Origin of the sequence: Bradyrhizobium jicamae (assembly GCF_001440395.1) — a bacterium.
Classification (GTDB): Bacteria; Pseudomonadota; Alphaproteobacteria; order Rhizobiales; family Xanthobacteraceae; genus Bradyrhizobium; species Bradyrhizobium jicamae.
Genome location: NZ_LLXZ01000143.1, coordinates 486 through 18,646 on the forward strand (window position 1 = coordinate 486; position 18,161 = coordinate 18,646).

Below are 18,161 nucleotides of genomic sequence, written 5' to 3' on the forward strand. Positions count from 1 at the left end.
CCGGGGCCTTTCTCTTTGGAATGGCAGATGGTTCGCCAACCAACTGATTTTAAATCATTAATTGTACTTTAAGTGCTCAAATGCCACAGTTGGAACCGGTGGCGGCCATGCAGGAATTTGGTTAACGCTTGGCGCGAATGAGGCAGAGATGGGGTAACAATCCGTAAAGAAGCGTGAGTTGCGGGGTTAAGGGCAGTGACTATGGTCTGCCGTGACTTGGGGATGCCTAAAACGCGAATCGCCGCGCAAGTGCGGTTCCGAGCTTTAGGTTAAGTCGGGTAGTGGGCAGTTATCGATGAAATTCAGCCGCCAAACCACGCTTCGGTCGCAAGCCACCGTAACCGGCGTTGGCGTCCATTCCGGTTTACCTGTCAGCCTGACGCTCGGACCTGCTCCTGTGGATGCGGGTTTTATTTTTGTCCGTACCGGCCTCGATGAGGCCGACCGCGAAGTTCCCGCGATCGCCGAATCCGTTACCGCCACCGATTTCGCCACCGTCCTCGGCGACCGCGAAGGCCCGCTGGTTTCTACCGCCGAACATGTCCTCGCTGCCTTGCGCGGCATGGGCGTCGACAACGCCATCATCGAAGTCGACGGTCCCGAAGTCCCGATCATGGACGGCAGCTCGGCCGCCTTCGTCGCCGCCATCGATCAGGCCGGCATCGTCTCCCAGTCGGCCTCCCGCCGCTTCATTCAGGTGCTGAAGCCGGTGCAGGTCGCGATCGGCGACAGCTTCGGCGAACTGCGCCCGCACGCGAACGGGTTCCGCGTCGAGGTCGAGATCGACTTCGCCAATCCGGTGATCGGCCGCCAGAACTATTCCATCGATCTCAGCCCTGAAAGCTTCCGCCGCGAGATTTCCCGCGCCCGGACCTTTGGCTGCATGAACGATCAGGCTCGGCTCTGGAGCGCCGGCTTTGCGCTCGGTGCTTCCTTTGAGAATACGGTGGTGTTTGACGATACCCGCCTGCTGAATCCCGAAGGCTTCCGCTTTAGCGACGAATGCGCCCGTCACAAGGTGCTGGATGCGATCGGCGATCTGACCCTGGCTGGCCTGCCGCTGCTCGGCGCCTATCGTTCGATGCGCGGTGGCCACAAGCTGAACCACGCCGTGCTGACGGCCCTGCTGGCCGACCGCAGCGCCTGGCGGGTAGTCGATGCCGAACCGGCACGCCGTCCCCGCGGTCATGTCGAGGCAGGCGCGGGCATGGTGGGTGGCATGATCGCCCCGGCCTATGGCCCGGACGTTTCCTGACCTCGGTCTTTGCAATTTCTCTGAATTTCTGAGGCGTTTGCGCGGCTAGGCGCATTTTCCGTAATAACCACAATTGGTAACCAGGTGAGCCAGCCGCCTTAATCCGGGCGAATTGGCTGCGTATTCGGTTGGTCGAGGACCATTTTTCGGCTAGAGAAGCCTGCGGTTGCACCACAAGGCGCCACAGGCCTTGAGAATTGGGCACCAACGCATTGGGTACGGGGTATATGACGTCCATGACGACGGTTCACGGACGGACGGGCTCAATCATCAGTCGCATCACAGGGCGCCAGGTCACAGATTCCATGTCGGCACAGCGTATGACGCTTGAACCCAACAAATCACTCAGGCTTTCCAGCCTCGGACGGTCGCTGCGGCTGGCAGCGGGCCTGATTGCGCTTGCGATTCCCCTGAGCGGCTGCGGCACCGGCGCGCTGTGGGATAAGTTCACCCAGAAGGACGATACCTTCAACGAGGAGCCCGCGGACAAGCTCTATAATGAGGGCTTGTACCTGATGAACCAGCGCAAGGATAACAAGGCGGCCTCGAAGAAGTTCGAGGAAGTCGACCGCCAGCATCCTTATTCGGACTGGGCGCGCAAATCGCTGCTGATGTCCGCCTATTCCTTCTACAACCAGGGCGACTACGATAGCTGCATCGGCGCCGCGACCCGTTACGTCACGCTGCATCCCGGCAGCCCCGACGCGGCCTACGCGCAATACCTGATCGCAGCCTCGCATTACGATCAGATCCCGGACATCTCCCGCGACCAGGGGCGCACCGAAAAGGCGATTGCGGCGCTGGAAGAGGTGATTCGCAAATATCCGACCTCGGAATATGCCAACTCCGCCAAGGCCAAGCTCGAAGGCGCGCGCGACCAACTCGCCGGCAAGGAAATGGACGTCGGCCGCTACTATTTGGAAAAGAAGGACTACACCGCCGCCATCAACCGCTTCAAGACCGTGGTCACCCGCTACCAGACCACGCGGCACGTCGAGGAAGCACTGGCGCGCCTGACCGAGTCCTATATGTCGATCGGCATCGTCGGCGAAGCGCAGACGGCAGCGGCCGTGCTCGGGCATAATTTCCCTGACAGCAAGTGGTACAAGGACGCCTACAATCTCGTGAAGTCGGGCGGCGTCGAGCCGAGCGAGAACAAGGGGTCCTATATCTCCAGGGCTTTCAAGAAGATGGGGCTGGGCTGATAGTCTGGGCTGACCGGCAGGCGGCATTTACCCTGTGTCCATAACATGAACAAATATAGTACAAAACGCCCACTACATCTGCTAATGATGTGTCGATTCTAACATCTGCAGAGTCGGCCCCTAGGCGGGGCCGATGTCAGAACCTGACCAGTGGGGATTACCGTCACATGCTGGCGCGTCTGTCGATCCGTGACATTGTGCTGATCGAGCGTCTCGATCTCGAATTTTCCCGCGGCCTTGCGGTGCTTACCGGCGAGACCGGCGCGGGCAAGTCGATCCTGCTCGACGCCTTCGCGCTGGCGCTTGGCGGCCGCGGTGATGCCGGGCTGGTGCGCCACGGCGCGGAGCAGGGGCAGGTGACGGCCACCTTCGACATCCGGAACGGGCATCCGGCGACGAAGATCCTTGCCGGCAACGGCCTGGACGATTCCGGCGAAATGATTCTTCGCCGCGTCCAGTTCGCTGACGGCCGCACCCGTGCCTTCATTAACGACCAGTCGGTCAGCGTGCAAACCCTGAAGGCCGTCGGGGCGACGCTGGTCGAGATCCATGGCCAGCACGATGAGCGCGCGCTGGTGGACGCCTCGACGCACCGGCAACTGCTCGACGCCTTTGCCGGGCTAGAAAAGGAAGTCACGGCGCTGGAGACGCTGTGGGAGTCGCGCGGCGCCGCCGTCAGCGCGCTCGACGCGCATCGCGCCAGCATGGAACGCGCCGCCCGGGAGGCGGACTATCTGCGCCATGCTTCCGATGAACTTCGCGCACTGAAGCCGGAGGATGGCGAGGAAACCTCGCTCGCCGTGCGCCGCACCACCATGATGCAGGGCGAGAAGATCGCCAGCGACCTGCGCGAGGCACAGGAAGCGGTCGGCGGTCCGCATTCGCCGGTTCCGGCGCTGGCTGCCGCCGTGCGCCGCCTCGAACGCCGTGCTGCCAATTCGCCGAGCCTGGTCGAGCCGGCGGTGCGGGCCATCGACATCGCGATCAATGCGCTGGAGGAAGCCGACCAGCACCTCCACGCCGCGCTGGTCGCGGCTGATTTCGATCCGGCCGAACTGGAGCGCATCGAGGAGCGGCTGTTTGCGTTGCGCGCTGCCTCGCGCAAATATTCGACGCCGGTCGACGGGCTGGCGGCGCTGGCCGCCAAGTTCGCTTCCGACGTCGCGCTGATCGACGCCGGTGCGAGCCGGTTGAAGAAACTGGAAGCCGTTGCCGCCGAGGCCGACCAGCGCTACGGCGCGGCGGCGGCCAAGCTCTCCGCGGCCCGCAGCAAGTCGGCCGACAAGCTCAACAAGGCCGTCAACGCCGAACTGGCGCCGCTGAAGCTCGAACGTGCAAAATTCATGACCCAGGTGGAGAGCGACGCCAACGCGCCGGGCCCGCAGGGCATCGACCGTGTCGAGTTCTGGGTGCAGACCAATCCGGGCACCAGGCCGGGACCGATCATGAAGGTCGCGTCCGGCGGCGAGTTGTCGCGCTTCCTGCTCGCGCTCAAGGTGGTGCTGGCTGACCGCGGCTCTGCGCCGACGCTGGTGTTCGACGAGATCGATACCGGGGTCGGTGGTGCTGTGGCGGACGCCATCGGCTCGCGCCTCGCACGGCTCGCCGGCGGGGTGCAGGTGATGGCCGTGACGCATGCGCCGCAGGTCGCCGCGCGCGCCAGCCAGCATTTGCTGATCTCCAAGGACGCGCTCGACAGGGGCAAGCGCGTCGCCACCCGCGTCAATGCACTCGCCGCCGACCACCGCCGCGAGGAAATCGCCCGCATGCTGGCGGGCGCCGAGATTACCGTAGAGGCCAGGGCCGCGGCGAGGCGGCTGCTGCAGGCGGCCAGCTAGCCGTGTCCCGGACGCGGTGCAGCGCTCTTCGCGCTGCTCCGCAGAACCGGACCCACAGCCAGCCCAACATGGGCCCCGGACCAGCAGCGCACCGCTGCGCGCTGCGCAGCATCCGGGGCACGATATCTGTTTCCGGTTTTGCCCTCAGCCCCGCTTCATCGTATCCATGGCCCATGGCCAAGACAGCGAAAACCAGAACCCCCGTCGACATCTCAAAACTCACCAAGGCCCAGGCCAAGGTCGAGCACATGCGGCTGTCGCTGGAGATCGAAGTTCACAACGAGCGCTACTATCAGAAGGACGCGCCGACCGTCTCAGACGCGGCCTATGACGAACTGCGCCAGCGGCTGGAGGCGATCGAGGCGAAATTTCCCGATCTCGTGACGACGGATTCGCCGACGCAAAAGGTCGGCGCCGCGCCGGCGCGCGGTTTTGCAAAAGTGCAGCATGCTGTCCCGATGCTCTCGCTCGGCAATGCCTTCAGCGACGAGGACGTCACCGAATTCGTCGACCGCATCCGCCGCTTCCTCAAGCTCGATGCCGAGCACATTCCGGCGCTGGTCGCCGAGCCCAAGATCGACGGCCTGTCGCTGTCGCTGCGCTACGAAAACGGCGAACTGGTCCGCGCCGCGACGCGCGGTGACGGGTTTACCGGCGAGGACGTCACCGCCAACGTCCGTACCATCAAGGACATTCCGCACACGCTGAAGGGCAAGAATATTCCGGCCGCCTGCGAAATGCGCGGCGAGGTCTACATGCTCAAGAAGGATTTTCTCGAGCTGAACAGGAAGCAGGCGGAGGCGGACGACACGGTGTTCGCCAATCCGCGCAATTCGGCGGCAGGCTCGCTGCGCCAGAAGGACGTCGCGATCACCGCGTCACGGCCGCTGAAGTTTTTTGCCTATACCTGGGGCGAGGTGAGCGAGCGTCCGGCCGAAACCCAGCACGGCATGCTGGAGTGGATGGACAAGGCCGGCTTTGTCGTCAATCCACGAACGAAGCTTTGCAAGGATATCGAGGCGGTGCTGGCGTTCTACAGCAAGATCGGCGAGGAGCGGGCGACGCTCGGCTACGACATCGATGGCGTGGTCTACAAGGTCGACCGGCTCGACTGGCAGGACCGGCTCGGCTTCGTGTCGCGCAGTCCGCGCTGGGCGATCGCGCATAAATTCGCGGCCGAGCAGGCGACGACCATTCTCAACGGCATCGACATCCAGGTCGGCCGCACCGGTGCGATGACGCCGGTGGCACGGCTGGAGCCGGTCACCGTCGGCGGCGTCGTCGTCTCGAACGCGACGCTGCACAATGAGGACTACATCAAGGGCATCGGCAACGACGGCAATCCGATTCGTGACGGCGTCGATCTTCGCGTCGGCGACACCGTCGTCGTCCAGCGCGCCGGCGACGTCATTCCTCAGGTCGTCAGTGTTATCTTGGACAAACGGCCGAAGACCGCCAAGCCGTACAAGTTTCCGGAGACATGTCCGGTTTGCGGCAGTCATGCCGTACGCGAGGAAGACGAGGCGGTACGTCGTTGCACCGGCGCGCTGATCTGCCCGGCGCAGGCGGTGGAGCGGCTGAAGCATTTCGTCTCGCGGCTGGCGTTCGACATCGACGGGCTCGGCGACAAGCAGATCCAGGAATTCTACGAAGGTGGCCTCGTAATGTCGCCGGTCGATATCTTCACGCTGCAGAAGCGCGATGCGCGCTCAACCAGCAGACTGATGGAGCGCGAAGGGTACGGCGAAACCTCTGTCCGCAACCTCTTCAACGCCATCGACGCCCGTCGCAGCATCGAGCTGCATCGCCTGATCTTCGCGCTCGGCATCCGCCACGTCGGCGAGGGCAACGCAAAACTGCTGGCGCGGCATTACGGCACAATCGGGAATTTTCGCGAGTCGATGCTGGCCGCCGCCAAGGGCAGCGGTGACGAGGAGAACACCACCGAGGCCTATCAGGATCTCAACAATATCGGCGGCATCGGCGAGATCGTCGCCGACGCGGTGGTGGAGTTCTTCGCCGAGCCCCGCAATATGAAGGCCCTCGGCGAACTCCTGAGCGAGATCGAGGTGAAGCCGGCCGAACAGCCGCGCAAGAGTTCGCCCGTCTCCGACAAGACGGTCGTGTTCACGGGCTCCCTGACCAAGTTCACCCGCGACGAAGCCAAGGCGATGGCGGAGCGTCTCGGCGCCAAGGTCGCCGGCTCGGTGTCGAAGAAGACGGATTATGTCGTTGCGGGCGAGGAGGCCGGCTCCAAGCTCACCAAGGCGCGGGAGCTGGGCGTTGCGGTGCTGACCGAGGATGAATGGCTGAAGCTGATCGGGGAGTGAGGCGCCGCCCGTCATTGCGAGGAGCGAAGCGACGAAGCAATCCATCGTGCCGCAAGCGGATAGGTGAATTGCTTCGCTCCGCTCGCTGTGACGTCCAGTGAACCGTCAGCTCGAGAAGCCAAGTAGCCCGGATGAGCGAAGCGAGATCCGGGGGCATCCCCGCATGCGAATATGGAATGCAGCAATGAGCGGAAGTGTCATCTTATTTTACTCTACCAAGGACGCCTACGGAGAGTTTTCGAATTTCGCTGCCTTCCCGATCGAAATTGACGGTCGGACCTGGCCGACTTCGGAGCATTATTTTCAAGCGCAGAAATTCGCCGGCACTGAACATGAGGAACTGATCCGCACCACACCGTCCCCAATGACGGTTGCTAAGATCGGTCGTGACCGCAAGCGGCCGCTACGCCCAGACTGGGAGGAGGTCAAGGACAGCATTATGCGGAAGGCTGTCCGGGCGAAGTTCGATCAACATCCGCGGCTCGCAGCGATGCTGATTGAGACCGGAGATGCCGAAATAGTGGAGCATACAAAGAACGATGCCTATTGGGGCGATGGCGGCGACGGCAAGGGCCTAAACCGGCTCGGACAAATTCTGATGCAAGTGCGAGCGGAGATGGTGCGAGCGGGGAAAGACGTCATTTAACCTCCACGCGCCACGCACCCTCGGCGTTCATTTCATTCTGTGTGCCTTGACCACCCCTGCAAGATTACCCCCAGCCCATGACCGATACTCCTGAACGACAGATTCGCGCCGTCTATGACGCGCATACGATACGTGTGTATCAAGCCTACAGCGATGAGATTGCGGACGCGGCCCTCGCTCGCGGCACCTTCATTTCTCCGTCGTTCAAGATGGAGCGGATGACATGGATAAAGCCGTCGTTCCTCTGGATGATGTATCGTGCCGGATGGGGCTACAAGGATGCCGGTCAGCGCAGGATTCTCGCGATCGACATAAGCCGGGAAGGGTTTCACTGGGCTCTGGCACATAGCTGCCCCAGCCACCCCGAACCCTCGATGAGCGATGAAGACTGGAGCAGGCTGAAAGCGGCTTCGCCGGTGCGGATTCAATGGGATCCGGAGCGTGATCTGCATCTTCAGCCGCTGCCCCATCGCGCCATCCAGATCGGCATAAGCGGAGAGGCGGTCTCGCTCTACGTCAACCAATGGATATGGAAGATCACCGATATTACGGACGCCGCGCACGCCATTTGCGATCTGGTGAAGCGCAATGAACTGGATCAGGCTCGAGCAAAATTGCCGGCCGAACGCCCCTACGATGTGGTTTTCGGATAAATCACAAGCGTTCGACGTCAGTCGAAATCGAGGCGCTTGCCTTTCTCCTGCGGCCGGAAGGGTGAAACCACACGTCCCCTGCGGTCAATGCGTCCCCACTGTCCGCCCTCGTACCAGCCACGCTCGCCTTCAGTGGCAGTGCTGTCCGAGACATACGTACAAGCCGTGCAGACAACAGCAACGCCATCCCTGAACGGATAGGCACCGTCATACGTCGCCGGGATCACGAGATTGAGTTTGCGGTCGATGTACCCGACCTTGTCTCCGACCCGCGACCGCGCGAGACCGTCCTCGAAATAGTCCGGGCCGTTGTCCATTGATTCAACCGGCACCGGGATGGCGCCACGTCGAACGTAGTACCATTGGTATTTTCGTGTGTCGGTCCCATTGAACAACATGACCGAGGCCAGCCCATCACGGTCATATCGAAGTCGAGCCAGATAGGCCGGCTTCAAGCGCGGCCGCCCGTCGGGGCCGGTTGCCGCGCATTGCCTGAAAATGCGCTCGGGCTCCCAGCAATCGAAGACCGCTGGCGAAACCGCGCCCTGATCAATCGCCATGGCCGGTTTGGATGAGAGCGCAAGCAGGACGCCCAGCGCAGCGATCTTGAGAAAATCAGGCATGATGCGGGCTCGTAGAGGGTGGGCTGTATCCCGCCGTCTTTGCGAGCGAAGCAATTCATTGCGGCGTAAGAAAGTAGGGCGTCGTTCGCAGAACCGTCGTCGCTCGCAAGGCGGTAGCCTCGTAGCCCGGATGAGCGAAGCGATATCCGGGACAACTCTACATCCACCCCGGATGTCGCTGCGCTCATCCGGGCTACAACATTCCCTTATCTTCTTCCTCCGCCTTCTCGATCAATTCCTCGCTCACCACCACGTTTCGCCGCGGCACCAGGAAGAACATCGCCGACGCGCAGGCGATCGAGAGCGCGAAGACCGCGGCGGTCAGCGGCAGCGTGGTGGTGGAGTGGCCGCCGAGATAGGCGCCGAATTGCGAGACCAGCGCGCCGATGCCCTGCTGCAGAAAACCCATCGCGCCGGAGGCGGTGCCGGCGGCCTCGGGGCGAACGCTGATGGCGCCGGCCGCGGCGTTGTTCATCACGAAGGCATTGGCGACCATCACGATCATCTGGGTGCCGAACAGCCAGAGCGGCGCCTGGTTGGTGCCGGTGATGCTGAAGACAAGGTTGAGCAGGGCGCCGGCGAATTGCAGCGCCAGCCCGAACCAGATCAGCCGCTCGAGCGACTGGCGCGGCGCGAAGCGGACGCAGAACACGTTGCCGATCAGATAGGCGAATCCCGTCGCCGCGAACCAGGCGCCGTATTCGGCGGTGGTTCGGCCCATCTGCGTCACCACGATGTAAGGCCCGCCGCCGGCGAACATGAAGATGATCTGCGACGCCAGCACCTGGCACAGCACATAGCCGATGAAGGCGCGATTGCGAACGAGGCTGCCGATGTCGCCGCGAAAGCTGCTGCTCTGGCTGCGGACGCGGCGCGTCTCGGGCAGTGCGAGGGCGATCAGCACCGCGACGCTGAGCGAAGCCGCCGTGATGAAATAGAAGATGGCGCGCCAGCCGAACGCGGTTTCCAGCAGGCCGCCGACGAGTGCGCTGAGCATCTGCGCCATCATCATGACCGCGATCACGAGGCTGATCATGGAGCTGATGCGGTCGCGGCTGTAGAGGTCGCGGATGATGGCGCGGCTCACCACCATGCCGGTGGCGCCGCCCAGCGCCTGCAGGAACCGCGCGGCGATCAGTTGCGGCAGGGTCTGGGCCAGCGAACAGCCGATGCTGGCCACCACCATCAGGGCGAGGCCGGCGAGCAGCACCGGGCGGCGGCCGAATTTGTCCGACAGCGGCCCCATGATGAGCTGCGAGCAGGCGATGCCGACCATGTAGAGCGACACCGTCATCTGCGCCACCGAGATGTCGCCGCCGAACGTCGTCGCCAGCACGGGCAGCGCCGGCACCAGCATGTAAAGCGAGATCGGCGCGACGCCGGTCATGGCGACCAGCATCAGCAGCATGATTTTCGAGGTCGCAACGGCATTCGCCGCCGCGCCGGGCGGTTTGCCCACGACGCCGTGCATTCAGCTCAGATCCTGTTTTGGTTGAACTGACTTTTACCCAGATGGCTCAGCGGGAATAGCGACGTTTCGGCATGCGGCCATGCCGAATTGGGGAGGCGGCCACCGGACTGGGCCGCCGGATTCTACTTTGCATGGGGTTGTTTTCGCGGTTTTTGTGTCCGCCGTGGAAAGTAGGATGGGTGGAGCGCAGCGATACCCATCGTCTCACCACGCGCACCGGCATTGATGGGTATCGCTGCGCTCCACCCATCCTACGGCTTTAGCCTGTGCTCAAAGCGGCAGCAATGCTGCCGTTGCTTCATCCAGCCACAGCTTGGTGGCGTTGTCGTTGAGATGAGGACGCACCGCGCGGTTGACGCGCTCGTGGTAGTCGTTGAGCCACTTCAGTTCCGTTGCGCTCAGCATGTTGACGTCGATCAGGCGGCGGTCGATCGGCGCCAGCGTGAGCGTCTCGAAGGCGTTCACCGGCTTCTCGGCGCCGGGCACGTCGGTGCCGACGACCAGTTCGAGGTTCTCGATCCGGATGCCATAGGCGTCGGTCTTGTAATAGCCGGGCTCGTTGGACAGGATCATGCCGCGCTTCAGCGGCGTAATGCCGAGTTTCGAGATGCGCGCCGGGCCTTCGTGCACAGAGAGATAGCTGCCGACGCCGTGGCCGGTGCCGTGCTCGAAATCGAGGCCGGCCTGCCATAGAAATTGGCGCGCAAAGCTGTCGAGCTGCGCGCCGGTGGTGCCGTCGGGAAACACCGCGCGGGCAATTGCGATGTGCCCGCGCAGCACGCGGGTGAAGCGGTCGCGCATTTCGTCGGTGGGATTGCCGATCGCAATCGTGCGGGTGACGTCGGTGGTGCCGTCCTCATACTGCGCGCCGGAATCGATCAGCAGGAGGTCGCCGGGCACGATGCGCCGGTTGCTCTTGCGGGTGACGCGGTAATGCACGATGGCGCCGTTCGGCCCGGTGCCGGCGATGGTCGGAAAGGAAACATCCTTCAGCGCGCAGGTCTGGCGGCGGAAGGTTTCCAGCGCCTCGACGGTGTCGATCTCGGTCAGCGCGCCGGACGGAGCCTCGCGGTCGATCCAGGCGAGGAAGCGCGTCAGCGCCACCGCGTCGCGCTGGTGCGCGGTCCGCGTGCCCTCGATCTCGGTGATGTTCTTCACCGCCTTCAACAGGCTCACCGGATCGTTGCCGCGCACCGGTTTGCCCCCGGCGGTCACGATCAGGCGGCTCAGCGCGTCGGCAGCGGTGGCGCTGTCGAGCGCGATCGCCGTGCCGCCGCGTGCGAGTTCGGTCAGCATGGGCACCAGCGTGTCGGGCTCGCTGACATCGGCGGATTGTTCGAGATGGTCGCGCGTCAGGTTGGAAAGCTTGCGGTGATCGATGAAGACGGTGGGGCGGCCGTCCTTCGGCACCAGCGCGTAGGACAGCGGTAGCGGCGTGTGCGAGACGTCGGCGCCGCGGATGTTGAAGGTCCAGGCCACCGCGTGGCTATCCGAAAGCACTAGCGCATCGACGCCGAGCTTGTTGATCTCCAACCGGATGCGCTTGAGTTTTTCGGCCTCGATCTCGCCGGAAAACTGCACGCCATGAATGGCGACGGGGCCGCGCGGCGGGGCCGGGCGTTCGGTCCAGATCTGGTCCAGCGGGTTGCTCTCGACCGCGATCAGCTCCGCGCCCGCCTTGGCGCAGGCGGCGGCCAGCCGCTCGGCTGCCGCCGAAGTGTGCAGCCACGGGTCAAAACCGAGGCGGTCGCCGGCCGCAAGGTGCCGGGACAGCCAGTGTTCCGGCGGCGGATCGGCCAGCGGTTCGATGTGCCAGGCCTTGCGGTCGACCTGCTTGGCGGCCTGCAGCGTGTAGCGGCCATCGACGAAAACGGCGGCCTCGCGCGTCAGCACGATCGCCATGCCGGCCGAACCGGTGAAGCCGGTGAGCCAGGCCAGCCGCTCTTCGGAGGCCGCGACATACTCGTTTTGCTGCTGATCGGCCCGCGGAATCACGAATCCGGTCAGCTTCCGCCGTGCCAGTTCCTCGCGAAAGCTGCCGAGCCGTGCGGCGAGCGCCACGCCGCCTTCGGGTTCTTCGAATGTCTGGAAATGGGCTTCGAACATCGCCGGTCACTTTAGGGTTTGGGTGGAGAGGTCCGCAATCGGGCGGAGTTCGCCACAATTTGGCATATTCCGTGCTTCATTATATCCGTCCGCGTTAGTCGGACGAATGGTTTTGCGCCCCAGGCCGTTCGGCTCAAGATACCGGGAGGCTCAAGGAGTGTTTCAACTCAACGAAGAGGGGATACACCATGCCTGCTTTCATGTTTGAGAAGATTGCACCACCACCGGCCGATCGCGGCCCGGTCCCGCCGGTCGCCAACAAGAAACAGCGCGGCGTCATCGTTCAGATCCTCGACCGGTTCGCGGAAGCGCGCGTCAAACGGTCTTTGGAGGAAGAGAAGGGCGTTATCGCCCGCAATCGGAACAGATCGTCCGAATAGAATTTCAGTTCACCTTGCGCAGCAGCAGGCTGCTCCAGCCTTCGATGCGCAGGTGGCGAACCGGCACCAGCCCGCGCGCCCGGTAGGCGGCGATCACGGCAGGCGCCTGATGCGTCAGCAGCCCCGAGAGGATGACCAGTGCCGACGGCGCCAGATGCCGCGCCATCGGCCCCGCCAGTTGCCGCAACGGATTGGCGAGAATGTTCGCCAGCACCAGATCGAACGGCGCGGCCTGTGCAAACTGCGGCGCCGAGAAGCCGGTGGCGCGAACCGCCCGCACCAGATGTCCCGCCACGTTCAGCCGCGCATTGTCGCGCGCGACCTGCACCGAGGGCGGATCGATATCGCTGGCCAGGATCTTTTCATGCAGCGCCTTGGCCGCCGCGATCGCCAGCACGCCGGTGCCGGTGCCGAGATCGAGCACGCGGCGCGGGCGCCAGGCCTTCAAGACATGATCAAGCAGCAGCAGGCAGCCGCGCGTGGTGCCGTGATGGCCGGTGCCGAACGCCAGCGCCGCCTCGATCTCGATGCCGAGCTTGTTGGGTGCGACCCGCTCGCGGTCATGCTGGCCGTGGACGACGAAGCGCCCGGCGGGCACGGGTACGAGGTCTTCGAGACTGGCCCTGACCCAGTCCTTGGCCTCCACCGTGTCGAAGACGATGCCCGCGGCGATATCGGCGCCTGCGGCATTGGCCACGAGTTCGTGCATCAGCGCCTGGTCGGGTGCTTCCGCAAAATGCACCGTGACGTCCCATCGCCCATCCGGCCGTTCGAACGCGGCAATTGCGGCCTGGCCTTCAAAAAAAATTTCAGTCAGGACATCAACGACACCCCTGGCTGCATGCTCGTCACCGACGGCAAAATTGACGCGGTGTGTAGGCGCGCGGTAAGTCATTGAATAACCTTGGGAAAAGACGGGAGCTCGATTGGAGGCGGGGTAGTTCGGTTAAATTTGAGCAAATTTCACGTTGCAATACTCGGAAAAGTTGCAGCTCCGACGTTAGAGCAGCCTTAGATTCATTCTCGTAGGTTCCCGGACAGGAACTGCAGGGGGAACCTCGGTTCCACGAACATCAACCCAGGTCGGAACCAACCAAATGTCGATCATCAAGTCATTCCTCAAGGACGAGTCGGGCGCCACGGCCATCGAGTATGGCCTGATCGCAGCAGGGATCGCGATTGCGATCATCACCGCCGTGAACGGTCTCGGCACCAAGCTGAGCTCGAACTTCGATACCATCAGCTCCTCGCTGAAGTAATCGCCAGCTTCGGGGGCATTTCGGGGCCGGGCGCGTCGAGCGCGCCCGGTCCCGTTATTTTTGGGCCGGCATTGTCGGTCATTTCCACCGCCTATCCACAGTCGAGCAGGGCCTAGCTGATCCAGTTATCCCTGTCGCCATACCGATGCCGTCCACCGCCGCCACGGCGGGTTTTCGACACCCGGTCCACAGGCTTTCCCGCCCCGTTACCCACCGGCCGTCCACAGCTTGTCCACATCCGCTCTGAAGACGAGCCGCCGTGGCGGGTTAAGATTTCGTTCACCACGCGGTGCGTTTGTCAGCCTATCCGAACAGCGCGCGGTGATCGCCCAGGATCACCTTCGCGGCGTTGTGGCCGGGGGCGCCGGTGACGCCGCCGCCGGGATGCGCGCCCGAGCCGCAGTGGTAGAGTCCCCTCAGCGGCCCGCGATAATCGGCATGGCCCAGCATCGGCCGCGCCGAGAACAATTGGTTGAGCGTCAGCGCGCCGTGGAAGATGTCGCCGCCGAGCAGGCCGAACTGCCGTTCCAGATCCAGCGGCGACAGCACCTGACGGCCGATGACGCTGGCCGCGAAACCCGGTGCGAATTTATCCACGGTCGCGATCATGAGGTCGGCGACTTCCTCGCGATGATCGTCCCATGATTTCCCGTCCGGCAATTCCGGCGCGACGTGCTGGCAGAACAGGCTCGCGACATGCTGTCCATCAGGCGCGAGCGACGGATCCAGCGTCGAGGGGATCAGCAGTTCCACGACAGGTTCGCGGCTCCAGCCATGGCTGCGCGCGTCGAGCCAGGCGCGGTCCATGTAATCGAGGCTCGGCGCGAGGATGATGCCGGCGGTGAGATGATCGCCGGCGCCGGGCAGGGCGGTGAAAGAGGGCAGGGCATTGAGCGCGACGTTCATCCGGAACGTGCCTGATGCGTTGCGCCAGCGCCCGATGCGCTCGAGGAATTCCGGCGCCAGTGCGTTCGACGGCACCAGCCGCGTATACAGCAATTTCGGATTGACGCCGGAGACGATGTATTTCGCGCGGACGGTGGTGCCGTTGTCGAGGATGACGCCCGCGGCGCGACCACCCTCGACGATCACCTCGCGCACGCCGGCTTCGGTTTCGATCTCCGCTCCAGCCCCGCGCGCCGCGCGCGCCATCGCCTGCGTGATCGCGCCCATGCCGCCGATCGCGTGGCCCCACACACCCTTCTTGCCGTTCACCTCGCCGAACGCATGGTGCAGCATCACGTAAGCCGAGCCGGCGGCGTAAGGGCTGGCGTAATTGCCGACGATGGCATCGAAGCCGAACAGCGCCTTCACCAGGTCGTTCTCGAAACGCTCGTCCAGCATCTCGCCGGCCGAGCGCGTGAACAGGTCGAGCAGGCTGCGCTGCTGTTCGAGCGTGAGGCTGCGCAGGATTCCGGCCGTGCCCATGGCGTTGAAGGCTTCGCGGATCGCGCCGATGCCGAACCCCTCGACGAGGTTCGGCGGCGCGCGCAGCACGAATTGCCGCAACACGTCGGCGATGGCCTCCAGTTCGCGCGAGAAGGCGTCGATACGTGCGGCATCGTGTTTGCTGAGTTTTTCGACCGAGGCCAGCGTGCGGCCTTCGCCGGTGAGGAGATAGCTGCCGTCGGGCGCGGGCAGGAAATTCTGCGCGCGGCGTTCGACGACGCGCAGGCCGTGTTCGGCGAGTTTCAGGTCCGCCATGACCTGCGGATTGAGCAGGCTGACCGTATAGGCGGCGACCGAATTGCGGAAACCAGGATGGAATTCTTCCGTCACCGCGGCACCGCCGACAGCCTTGCGGCGCTCGACAACTTTCACGCGCAGGCCGGCCATCGCGAGATAGGCGGCGCAGGTGAGGCCGTTATGCCCCGCACCGATGATGACGACTTCGGTTTCGTTCATGTGCGCTTCAAGAAGGTTTGATTAGGGCGTGCTGTCGCGCCGTCCCGGCGCCCCGTCAAGTCCATCATTCCGCAGTTCCTTGCTAGCCATATTGCCATATGCTCCAATCCATGCTTCCGACACAACCTGCCGGAATGCTCGCCGCCGGCCCCCTGCCGGGTTCAAGCCGGAGCTTTCATGACTTCTGAGCCGTCTGCCTCGCGAAACCGGCTGGTGCTGGTCGTCTATACCGCCGCGATCTTCGTCAGCGCGCTGCTGCTGTTTTCGGTGCAGCCTCTGTTCACCAAAATGGTGCTGCCGCGGCTCGGGGGCTCTCCGGCTGTCTGGTCGGTGGCGATGGTGTTCTTCCAGTCGCTGCTGCTCGGCGGCTATGCCTATGCGCATTTCCTGATGCAACTTCGCAACCGCACGATGCCGGTGGTGGTCCATCTGGTGCTGCTCGCCGTTGCGATGCTGACGCTGCCGCTGTCGATTGCGAGCGGGTGGGGCGATCCGCCGACGTCTGGCTATGCGCTGTGGCTGCTCGGCCTGTTCGCGGTGTCGATCGGGTTGCCGTTCTTTGCGCTCGCGGCCAACAACCCGCTGCTGCAGGCCTGGTTCGTCCGCACCGGGCACCCCAACGGTCCCGATCCGTACTTCCTCTACGCTTCCTCCAATATCGGCAGCTTTCTGGCGCTGTTGTCCTATCCGGTGCTGCTGGAGCCGATGTTCACGCTGCGCACGCAGAACCTGATCTGGACCGGCGGCTACGGCCTCTTGATCCTGCTGATCGCCACCTGCGGCGTGCTGCTGCTGCGCTCGCCGGCGAAGGCCGCGGAACTGAACATGCCGGCCGACGATAGCGACGCGCCGGCGCCATCCTGGCTGCTGCGTGCACGCTGGATCTTTTTGGCGGCCGTGCCGTCGGGGCTGCTGATCGCGGTAACCGCGCATATTTCCACCGACGTCGCTGCTGCGCCGTTACTGTGGGTGCTGCCGCTGTCGCTCTATCTCTTGACCTGGGTGCTGGTGTTCCAGTCGCGCCCGCTGTTGCCGCACAAATGGATGCTGCTGGCGCAGCCGCTGGCGATCGCCGGCGTCGTGGTGCTGCTCGCCTTCGGCGGCGAACAGAACCTGCTGCTGACGCTCGGCGGACATCAGCTCTGCTTCTTCGTCATCGCGATGGCCTGCCATGGCGAATTGGCGCGCACGCGCCCCGCAGCGAAATATCTCACCGGCTTCTATGTCGCGCTGTCGTTCGGCGGCATGGTCGGCGGGCTCTTCGCCGGCCTGATTGCGCCGTTCACCTTCTCATGGGTCGCGGAGTATCCGATCCTGCTGGCGCTGGCGGCGCTGTGCCGGCCGCCCGGCAATGAACGCCTGCCGCGCTGGAGTCGATGGTACTGGCCGTTCCTGGCCGCGCTGGCGGTGGTATTGATCGCACCGACCTATTCCACCGGGAAAGTGTTCAATTGGCTCGACACCAACAGGGTCTGGGTGATCGGCGCCGTTGGCGTGCTCTCGGCGCTGTTGGCGCTTGGATTGAATGCCAACCGCTGGAAGATCTTCGCAACCGTCGTGGTGGCGCTGGTGCTGCTGCGCGCCTACCCCTCCGATGAGGGACGGGTGGAAACGGTGCGCAGCTTCTTCGGCGTCCACAAGATCGTGGTGACGCCGAACGGCCAGTATCACGTGCTGATGCACGGCACCACGATCCACGGCGCCGAGAAATTCAAGAACGACGACGGCACGCCGGTCACCGGCCAGCCGGAGCCGATCACCTACTACCACAAGGACGGCGGCATCGGTCAGGCGATCACCGCGATCCGCGAGCGCAAGGGCGCGCCGCTGCGGGTGGCCGTGATCGGGCTCGGCTCCGGCACGCTGACCTGCGCCGCCGAGCCCGGTGAGGAATGGAAATTCTTCGAGATCGACCAGACCATGGTCGATACCGCGCGCGACCCGAAATATTTCACCTACATTCAGGTCTGCGAGCCGAATCTGGAACCCGTGATCGGCGATGCCCGGCTGACCTTCGCGCGCGAGCCGAACGGGGTCTATGATCTGATCATCGTCGACGCCTATTCGTCGGATGCGATTCCGATTCATCTGGCGACCGAAGAGGCGATGGAGATCTACAAGTCCAAGCTGGCGCCGCAGGGCGCGGTGGTGATGCACGTCTCCAACCGGCACCTGGAATTGTCGAGCGTCGTCGTCGGCATCGCCGATGCCAACGATCTGAAGAGCTGGGTCTACAGTGAGGATACCAACCGCGACAGCGAATACATCTTCTCGACCTCGGTCGTGGTTTCGGCACGGGAAGAGACCGATGTCGGCAAGCTGGCGTCGTCGGATCAATGGGCGCTGACCGAAGCCGAAGACAACGAGCGGGTCTGGACCGACGATTATTCCAACGTGCTGGGCGCGGTGTGGCGGCGGCTCAGGAAAGGCGAGGAATAGCCGTCTTGCAGCCGGGCGGGGTGCGCCTATGATCAGTGTGTGCCCTGAACC

The 18,161-nt window shown here is 63.8% G+C and carries 14 protein-coding genes; 9 read left to right on the plus strand and 5 right to left on the minus strand.

What is annotated here, in order from left to right:
* Positions 1 to 295: 295 nt before the first annotated feature.
* From lpxC to CQ12_RS23590, 6 genes are all read left to right on the plus strand, one after another.
* On the plus strand, positions 296 to 1,255 hold the full coding sequence (lpxC, locus tag CQ12_RS23565) for a UDP-3-O-acyl-N-acetylglucosamine deacetylase (protein ID WP_057837689.1): 960 nt from the start codon (positions 296 to 298) through the stop codon (positions 1,253 to 1,255).
* Positions 1,256 to 1,560: 305 nt separating this feature from the next.
* Positions 1,561 to 2,460 (plus strand): outer membrane protein assembly factor BamD, encoded by a 900-nt coding sequence (locus tag CQ12_RS23570; protein ID WP_057837690.1) that lies wholly within the window; start codon positions 1,561 to 1,563, stop codon positions 2,458 to 2,460.
* A gap of 167 nt (positions 2,461 to 2,627) precedes the next feature.
* Positions 2,628 to 4,298, plus strand: coding sequence for a DNA repair protein RecN (gene recN, locus CQ12_RS23575; protein WP_057837691.1), 1,671 nt, complete (start codon positions 2,628 to 2,630; stop codon positions 4,296 to 4,298).
* A 173-nt stretch (positions 4,299 to 4,471) separates the two neighbouring features.
* Positions 4,472 to 6,628 (plus strand): NAD-dependent DNA ligase LigA, encoded by a 2,157-nt coding sequence (ligA, locus tag CQ12_RS23580; RefSeq protein WP_057837692.1) that lies wholly within the window; start codon positions 4,472 to 4,474, stop codon positions 6,626 to 6,628.
* A 184-nt stretch (positions 6,629 to 6,812) separates the two neighbouring features.
* Positions 6,813 to 7,274, plus strand: coding sequence for a riboflavin biosynthesis intermediates N-glycosidase (ybiA, locus tag CQ12_RS23585; RefSeq protein ID WP_057837693.1), 462 nt, complete (start codon positions 6,813 to 6,815; stop codon positions 7,272 to 7,274).
* A 77-nt stretch (positions 7,275 to 7,351) separates the two neighbouring features.
* Positions 7,352 to 7,927 (plus strand): DUF4291 domain-containing protein, encoded by a 576-nt coding sequence (locus CQ12_RS23590; RefSeq protein WP_057837694.1) that lies wholly within the window; start codon positions 7,352 to 7,354, stop codon positions 7,925 to 7,927.
* A 17-nt stretch (positions 7,928 to 7,944) separates the two neighbouring features.
* On the opposite strand, the gene CQ12_RS23595 is transcribed toward CQ12_RS23590, so the two are convergent.
* The 3 genes from CQ12_RS23595 to CQ12_RS23605 all read right to left on the minus strand — a co-directional run bounded on the left by CQ12_RS23595 (position 7,945) and on the right by CQ12_RS23605 (position 12,127).
* Positions 7,945 to 8,550, minus strand: coding sequence for a WG repeat-containing protein (locus CQ12_RS23595; RefSeq protein WP_057837695.1), 606 nt, complete (start codon positions 8,548 to 8,550; stop codon positions 7,945 to 7,947).
* A gap of 193 nt (positions 8,551 to 8,743) precedes the next feature.
* On the minus strand, positions 8,744 to 10,021 hold the full coding sequence (locus CQ12_RS23600; protein ID WP_057837696.1) for a multidrug effflux MFS transporter: 1,278 nt from the start codon (positions 10,019 to 10,021) through the stop codon (positions 8,744 to 8,746).
* 270 nt (positions 10,022 to 10,291) lie between these two features.
* Positions 10,292 to 12,127 (minus strand): aminopeptidase P family protein, encoded by a 1,836-nt coding sequence (locus CQ12_RS23605; protein WP_057837697.1) that lies wholly within the window; start codon positions 12,125 to 12,127, stop codon positions 10,292 to 10,294.
* Positions 12,128 to 12,315: 188 nt separating this feature from the next.
* Here CQ12_RS23605 and CQ12_RS23610 point away from each other — a divergent pair, with 188 nt between their 5' ends.
* Positions 12,316 to 12,507, plus strand: coding sequence for a hypothetical protein (locus tag CQ12_RS23610; protein WP_057837698.1), 192 nt, complete (start codon positions 12,316 to 12,318; stop codon positions 12,505 to 12,507).
* 4 nt (positions 12,508 to 12,511) lie between these two features.
* Here CQ12_RS23610 and CQ12_RS23615 read toward each other — a convergent pair whose 3' ends face one another.
* A complete protein-coding gene (locus tag CQ12_RS23615) occupies positions 12,512 to 13,402 on the minus strand; it encodes a 50S ribosomal protein L11 methyltransferase (RefSeq protein ID WP_057837699.1) in 891 nt (296 codons plus the stop codon).
* Positions 13,403 to 13,604: 202 nt separating this feature from the next.
* Between CQ12_RS23615 and CQ12_RS23620 the strand changes: the two genes are divergently transcribed.
* A complete protein-coding gene (locus CQ12_RS23620) occupies positions 13,605 to 13,766 on the plus strand; it encodes a Flp family type IVb pilin (RefSeq protein WP_057837700.1) in 162 nt (53 codons plus the stop codon).
* 303 nt (positions 13,767 to 14,069) lie between these two features.
* Here the strand turns inward: CQ12_RS23620 and CQ12_RS23625 are convergent, their stop codons facing one another.
* A complete protein-coding gene (locus CQ12_RS23625) occupies positions 14,070 to 15,671 on the minus strand; it encodes a phytoene desaturase family protein (protein ID WP_057837701.1) in 1,602 nt (533 codons plus the stop codon).
* Between the two features lie 177 nt (positions 15,672 to 15,848).
* On the opposite strand from CQ12_RS23625, the gene CQ12_RS23630 reads away from it, so the two are divergent.
* Positions 15,849 to 18,110, plus strand: coding sequence for a spermidine synthase (locus CQ12_RS23630; RefSeq protein WP_057837702.1), 2,262 nt, complete (start codon positions 15,849 to 15,851; stop codon positions 18,108 to 18,110).
* The last annotated feature ends 51 nt before the right edge of the window (positions 18,111 to 18,161 follow it).